Source organism: Candidatus Nitrosopumilus sp., from assembly GCF_029882185.1.
In the GTDB taxonomy this organism is placed as follows: domain Archaea; phylum Thermoproteota; class Nitrososphaeria; order Nitrososphaerales; family Nitrosopumilaceae; genus Nitrosopumilus.
Genome location: NZ_JAOULD010000052.1, coordinates 1 through 7,955, shown reverse-complemented (window position 1 = coordinate 7,955; position 7,955 = coordinate 1). Strand labels below are relative to the sequence as shown.

Genomic DNA, 7,955 nt, shown 5'->3' with positions numbered 1-7,955 from the left:
CAGAACCATTATTTGGATTACTTGGAATAAGTTCAGATTCTATATTTTGTAGTTCATTTTCCAAAATCATTTCAGGAGAAATGTTTGAAAATTTAGCTACAAGTGTAATTGGCTCAGTAGTTGATGAACCACCAAACAAAGTCGAATGTGTCAACAGTGTATATGTTCCTGTTTGATTAATTGGAACATAAAGAACTGTTGATGTTTCATCTTTATTTTTTACTGGGAAAAATCCACCTCCTTGACTAAAGATAGAATTGCCAAGCCAATCAAGTGAAGCCCATCCAAGAAAATGTCCAAATACACCAGATGGAACATTTGTTTGTATAATTTGTCCAGAAGGATCCATCACAAATACGGAGAGGTTTGTGTCATCATCAATCCAGGAAAGTTCTATTGCTGCAGAATTGATTGATTCATTTTGAATATCAAAATAATATTGTCTCCAATCACCAGCCATGTAACGATTAGCCATGTCAAATGCGCCTTTAGTGAATCCGTTTCCATAAAGTACATCATCACTTTGCATACCTTTAATCAAGATTGTTGAATCATTTTCCATCACAGGTTGTTTAATTACAAAAGAAACGGGCGCATTTACAACATGTCTATCACTTTCAAAAGTCAAAAACCCTTGATACACACCTGTTTTGAAATCATGTGGAGTAACTAATGTTATATCAATAGTGGATGATTTTTTTGGAGGAACAGTAATTGTTTCAGATTCCGGCCATATCAAAGACCATTTTTCTTTTTCGTAATAACTTGCAGTAATTGTATAATCCATGGAAGTTGAATTTTGTTTTGTCTCACCAAGCCAATAAGAATATCTTGTTGGGATAGGATAGACTCCAACTAAAGGAACACCTTCAAACTTTTCATTAGGTTCTGAAACTCTAAGTTCCTGAACAGTTCCCCAAGAACCTGCTCTATTGATCATGGATAATTCATTGCTAGTAATTTTTGTGTCATTATTGTTATCAATCCAATCATAAAGATAGAGAGATGCAATTTTCAGATCATCAGCATAAACATCTGAAGTATTATTCATAAAATCATCAAATTTGAAATTTGCATTCAATATCATCAATGAAGATTCATCAGATATCGGATTATCTTCATCAAAAAACGTCACAAGTTCAGGGGGATTACCAAATTCAGATAGTTTGACATAGTTTGGAGCAAAGGTACCAGTTTTGTTTAAAATAGAATCTTGTTGTTGTACAATTGTTGTTCCATTAAGATGTGTTTTTGACATTAATGATATAGTTTGAGGTTTTATGCTAATTGTAAGAGGATCATCAGAGGGATTCTCAACTGTAAAAGTAGTAGTGCTTCTTTCACCTGGAAGTAGTTGTCCTGCAAACCAACTTGTCATAGGAAATGAATGTGCAGGAAGTTGGAATTTTTCAAATCCAATTGACGTAGAGTTGATCTTTTTAATTGCAGGTTGAAGAATTTTTTTGATATTATCAAATGAACCATCATTGTAAACTATGAAAACTCCATTTTCACCATTAACATAATCTAAAGCAGATTCTGTATTTACCAATCCAGAACCTTGAGTGAAAGGATCATTTTGCAGATCAGTTGAAGTAGACATTAGAATATTTTTGATCAGAAAAGAATCATAATCTTTTGATTGTTTTTTCATTTCTTCAATTAGAATTGCAGCACTTCCAGAAACAAGAGGGGCAGCCATGCTAGTACCACCAAACAATGAGAAAGATTCGTCTTTGGAATCTTTGTTGATTTTTAATACATTTGAGGGTACAAAGCCGTGAGCACCAATACTCATGATGTCAGGTTTCGGATCTCCAATAGGACCAGGACCTCTACTTGAAAAATCAACAACATGATTAGAATGAACAGTTGTGTTCCCAAACCGGGGTTGATCTTTGAAAGGACCATATCCAACAAATACATTGTTTGTAGTAGCTCCCACAGAGATTCCAAACGGTGATGCATTTGGCAGTCCAATTGTTCCATAACCATGGCCAGAATTTCCTGCACTAGAAATTATTGTAACACCATGATAATTATCATCCAAAGAATTAGGAGTTGCCAAGACACTTAAAATCAATGATAGAACATCCATTCCAGGCGAAGCACTGAAACTGGGAAAGTTTGAGACTCCCCAGCTATTAGAAATAATATCGACTCTAGGTTTTCCTGAAAATTTCCAACTGTGATCTTTATTTTCAAATCCTGCTAACCATAACCAACCATAAACAGTATCGCCAAACCACAATGCCTTTACTGGTACAATCTTTGCATCAGGAGCTACACCAGTGATGGAATATTTTTTTGAATTGTTGTAAATGTCATAAGTTTCTTGTCCACGAGAAACAATTGATGCTGCACTTGATGTTCCATGTCCCATAAAATCAGTCATTATTCCAAAGAATTCACCATCAGAATCCAATGCAGGTAAAAGAGTTCCATTAATTGCATTTAGAGCATCATGGATGTCAGTGGAATTTTTTCTGATTGCACCATAAACATCAAGAACCTGCGCACCAAGTGTTCCTGCGCTGTAGTCATTTTTTCCATCACCATTTGAATCATAAACAAGAAATTCTTTTCCACTTCCCAACACAATTGGTTTTTCATCAGTAAAATCAAAATCATAATTTGCCTTTTTTCCGGATTCCAAATCAAATCTTGTATAGTCCTCCCAAGAAGTACTCAGATCAGGGATGATTGTATCATATACGCCAGCAGTAAAGGAATCAACAACTAAAACAGGCACCACTTGAATCCGTGCCAAAGGACCGCTTAGTCCTCCTTGATATATCACTCCTAAATGATACACTCCACTTTTTGATTTGATATAATTTCTATTATCATCACCAATTTTCATATCATTTGTTAGCGTACCATTGAAAATTACTGAAGAGCCTACCTGTGGAAAAAATGAATTGTATATCGGTATATCACTTCCTTTACCACCCTGAGAGACATCAAGGAATACTCCATCACGTGTAACATATGCAGAAGAAGTCATATTTGGTGGAATTGGCTTGCTGTAATTTCTAATAATTTCATTTTTATCAACATATGCAAAAAAAGTTGCATTTGTCAATACTATTCCTTGTCCATCAGGATCTAGCATTATAGGATGGTTAATTCTATCTCGTGCAAGGGAATGTTGCATATCAGGATTTGAAAAATCAACTCCAGTATCAACAATAGCAATTATAGTTCCGTTTCCTGTTGAATTGTATTTTGTTTTAGCCAGATTTGAACCTGTAATATCACCTATTCTAGAAACATCTTTAATTATTTCATCTGAAGAATGAAAATCCAATTTGAAATCTTCAATAACATAATACCCTTGTGAAACTAGATCAGATGCCAAAGTTTCAGACATAATAGAAACAGAAAAGAATCCATTATCAGATTGGATTCCATAAATTGAATTGGATTTTAAAAATGCATTTTCTTCTAGATTGTTTCCAAAAATTAAATATCTTTTAAAATTATTTTCAACAAAAAAATCAGGATTCACTTGTATTATTTCAGAATCAAAAATTAGTTTGTCTTCAATGTTGGCAATACTATTCACATCACCAGAAATGAATGCATGTGAATTAGTTATCATAGGTGAAAAAAGCAACAATGAAAAGAAGATAGCCGCTTTGGGCATGAATAATTTTTTAATCCTATCTTATTATAACTATCTTCTTCTAGCAAGAATTGCAATTTGTAGTGCTACAATCAACCCTACTGATGCAATAATTGGTAATAATAATGCATTAAGTTGAGCAGAAGACTCACTGATTGATTTTGCAGATAGTGCAAAAGTTCCAATGTTTTCATCAATTTGACTACTTGCATATTTCAGGGTTGTATCGAATCCTTTAATTTCAGATTTTAATACATCTAGCTGAATAGATGTTTCATCTAAAATTGAATTTAGTTTAATTATTTGATTTGAAATTCCTCCAAGATCTTGGCTTAGAACATTTGTAGCTGCTGAACCATGAGATGTTGTTCCTTGACTAAATGCAACTACATGAAATACATGAGTTCCTTCTTCTATAGGAGTATAATCAACATAGTACAATCCTTGATGAAGGGTTTTAAATGAATTAGTTAAGGAGACAGATATTCCAGAAGGAAGATGTACGTGTGTTGTGCCTAATAATTCAGATGGTTCATTTCCTATCAAAAGTCCGTCACTGGTAGTTTGAACAAAAACTCTGATTGGTTGATTTATTGCGGCAGTTTCAGGAGCAAAGACCAAAGTGTTAACATTTCTTTCTACAGGAACATCAAGCAGTTCTGTTGTAGATAAAAATTTTACATCAATTTTTTGAGATATGCCATTTTGTTCTGTACTGATTACCTCAACAGTGTATGTACCGTATGGAAAATTAGTTGAAGGTTCAGGCCAAGTTAATAATCCATAATTAAAAGACCCATTTTCATTTGTAGTTATTTGATCAAATTTTGCAATTGATTCATCAGGAGCAAAAATTCGTAGAATTAAATTTTCTTTAGGCAATCCTTTCCCGTAAACTTGCAGAGTATGTTCGGGAGAATACACCTTGCTGTTTGTAGATAATTCAAGTTCTGCAAATGAATTTGGCATGCTCATCAATAAGAATAGAAAAAAAACAGAAAGTGATATTTGAAATTTCAATTTAATTAATTGCCAATCTTCTCCTAGATATTACTTGTGAAAAAATTATGCATAACTTTCGTTAAGAAGGATTCAAAAAAAGGAAAAAAGGGTAATTAGAACTAGTTATCTTACTTTACGAGTACAGTTGTACTTACTGGTGGTGATAATGCCGTTGGATTATCTACTGATTCCCATACAAATGCAGTTGCTGTGTAAGTTCCTGCTTGTGTTGGAATCCATGATAATGCCGGGCTGAATGATTGACCAGCAGATAGTGAACCTGTAATCCATGCTAGTGCGACTGTAACACCGTTACCATCTTGAATCTGTACCAAGTATGCGAATGCTTGCTCTCTATCCTGACCATTTGCTAAGTCAGCGCTGATTTGTACCTGTTGGTCAACGGAGACAGTATCTAAACTGTTACCGAATGCATCAACGGTTCTCAAGTTAGCAGCTGGTGCTCTCTCAAGAGGTGGTACTACAGTGCCAATTAGTGAAGTGGCAGTAATATCAAGTTCATCTGCAGTTGTGTACGGATCTGGTAGTGTATTGTCCTCATATTCTGCGGTGACAGTGTCACCTTCTGCGACTCTGAGTCTGTGACCAGAAGATTCGTCAGTAGTTGTGAAGAACACAGTACCTTCGTAAATTCCGGTTGCCTCATTAGTCTCAGTTACAGTAAGGTCAATACCTCCGGCATCGGAGTCAGACCACACATCGACATCGAAGTTGTCGACTGCTTCTGGATCTAAGTTCATGTCTGGATCAATTACTCTTACAACACCTGTTCCGCTTGCTGGATAGCTTGCTTCAAGCCACTGAACTTCACCAATATTCCATCTGATAAGTGCTGAACCTACAATTGTTTCATCCTCTGAGAATTCAAAGGAGACAGTAAGTCCGTCATCATCATCAGCTGGCAATAGTCCATCAGTTGGACCTACACCGGATGCTGCTCTAGATACTACATCATTACCGTTTGTACCAGTTGTGCTGTCACCGTCAGCATCGTGTGTGAAACCAGTAAGGATAACCTCACCAGTAAAGATGCCGGTGTCAGTACCAGTTTCGACAAGTTTGTAGTTGTCAATATCAGAACCTCTGGTAGAGACCTTTATTGGGTCTAGATCAGTGTTGCCGATTTCGTCAACTAAGTCACTGTCAAAGTTGTGGTCTGGTGCTACGATAGTAACATATACTTTATCAGTCCATGTGTAAACTTTTTGGTCAAGTTCTACAGTTGCTCCGAAGTTAGAAGTGAATAGTGTCAAGTTGATATCTTCATCTTCATCACCTACAAAGTCAGATCCGGATGGACCCCAGTCAGTATACTCGAGGATAATTTCTTCTCCTCTTTCTAATCTGTCACCTTGTAAAACTTCAGGAATCTCGATGATAATCTGGAAGATACCAGTGCTATCACCTGTTTCTCTAAAGTTTAGTGGTTCTGGGTCAAATGCACCTCCTTCACCGTCAGCGTCACCCATGGTAACGGTTGCGGCATCAGAGTCCCATTCGATCAAGTCCAAGTCCCATGTCTCAGCCTGATCATTGTCCAGATCAAGGTCTGGTTCAATGAGGGTCAAGATCATGTCAGATCCGATAATGTAAACTGATTTGTCAGATTGCAATACACCGTTTCTAAGGTCAAAGGTAGCAGAATCAGTTACAGTGTTAATATCACCTGATGCATCTGTTGGATCAGTGTATTCTACTTGGAGGATATCTCCTTGTAAGATACAGTAGTTCTCACCAGATGGTGAAGCGATACTAAATCTGTCTGTTTCTACTTGTGTACCTGTTTTGCCGGCATCAAAGTCAACAGTTGTTGGACATTGACTGTCGGCTGGACCGTCGGTGTATTTAATCTTAAGATCAAGTTCAAATATTCCGGCATCTGGTGCAATTTCATCCATTGGACCAAAGTCTTTGACGAAGTTTGGATTGACTACAGTAAGTGCATCAGCAAATGTTGCTGTTGCAGCAGTACCAGTACTAACAATAGAAACTGTGCCATCTACATAGCCAGTACCTGGAGAGGTAATAGCTAACTCGCCTGGACCGATAATTCCGTCCAAGAGAGGTGTATCAACAAAGGTTGCTATTGCAGTGCTTCCTGATGGAACACCAGTGATTGTCACAGGACCGCTAACAAAGCCGGCACCAACAGCTGTAATAGCAGTGATATCGACTACGTCAACGTTATCGTCGGCGCTTGCATCTGCAAAGGTTGCAGTTGCTGTAGTTGCGCCGGCTTGTGAGATTGTTACTGATGTGTCAGCAAGGAATCCATTTTCGGAAGTTGTGATAGCAGTAATTTCGCCAAGAGCGATCATACCGTTACCAACTGCTTCGGTGAATATTCCTGTTGCTCCAGTGCCACCCACTTGAGTGATTGTTACTGGACCAGGAGTATGACCTGCACCACCAGAAGTGAGAGTTAGTTCGCTAAGTGCAATTAACCCATCACCACTAAAGGCTTGGTTTACTGGAATTTCGTCACCTACAAAGATCTTGCCGTTAATTACTGAAGAACCACCAGCATGACCGAGAATTACGGTCTCAGAACCTCTAATTATAGAGATTTGTACTGGGCCTACAGGAATATCTGATCTATTTTGAGCAATTTCATCTTCACCGCTTGCGGATATATCAAAGTCTGGATCGTTAACTCTAATGTGGACAGTCAGATCACCATTTGTTAAGAAGCTGCCTGAGGCAGTCAAATCTGTATTGATACCAGTTGCATGTATTGGGAATATTGATCGGTTATCTGGAGAGTTTTCTCCAACTAAGCTACCAAAGTTCGATGGTACACCAAATGGTACTGGGTAAACTGTTCTGTCAAGACTTACTGAACCGGTGGTTGCGCGAATTCCTGCGCTGTCACCTACTTCAATGGTTTCACCAGATGCGTCTCTAAAGTCAACATAGTTGACTTCAATATCAAGACCGGTTGCAGATTCAGGGCTAGTTGCTCCGTCTCTACACCATGTAGCTGGGATTTGGAAGCTTCCCATGAAAACACCGGAATCACGAGCTGTCTCTATCAATGTAAAGCCAGTTGATGCGAGTCCTTTGTCACCACCTAGTAAGGTGGAACAGGTGTTTCCACGATCAGTCCAAAGTTGATCATCAAAGGTGATATCTAGTACTCTACCCAGTCTATCTCCATCACTTAATTCAAATGGATGAGCATCACTGCCAACCACGTCATTAAGTGCTGTGATAGCACTACCGGATACAGTAGTATAGATATCAATAAGATCAGAGTCTACGTTAAGATCCAAGTCTTCTAATGTTATGTTAACTGTGTCAGCAG

Annotated in this window: 2 protein-coding genes and 1 pseudogene; all 3 read right to left on the bottom strand. The window is 37.6% G+C overall.

The genetic code is table 11. The annotated features are described in order from the left end of the window. A partial coding sequence (locus OEW78_RS09190) for a S8 family serine peptidase (RefSeq protein ID WP_300327006.1) occupies nt 1-3,649 on the bottom strand: 3,649 nt, incomplete at its 3' end. A 30-nt stretch (nt 3,650-3,679) separates the two neighbouring features. Next, nucleotides 3,680-4,597, bottom strand: a complete 918-nt coding sequence (locus OEW78_RS09185) for a methyl-accepting chemotaxis protein (protein ID WP_300327005.1) — start codon at nt 4,595-4,597, stop codon at nt 3,680-3,682. Between the two features lie 161 nt (nt 4,598-4,758). Then, nucleotides 4,759-7,955 (bottom strand): annotated as a pseudogene (locus OEW78_RS09180) (hypothetical protein); the annotation flags it as partial.

Coding starts and splice junctions, on each gene's coding strand:
- OEW78_RS09185 (WP_300327005.1), bottom strand. CDS start 4,597: ATGCCAAATTCATTTGCAGAACTTGAATTATCTACAAACAGCAAGGTG.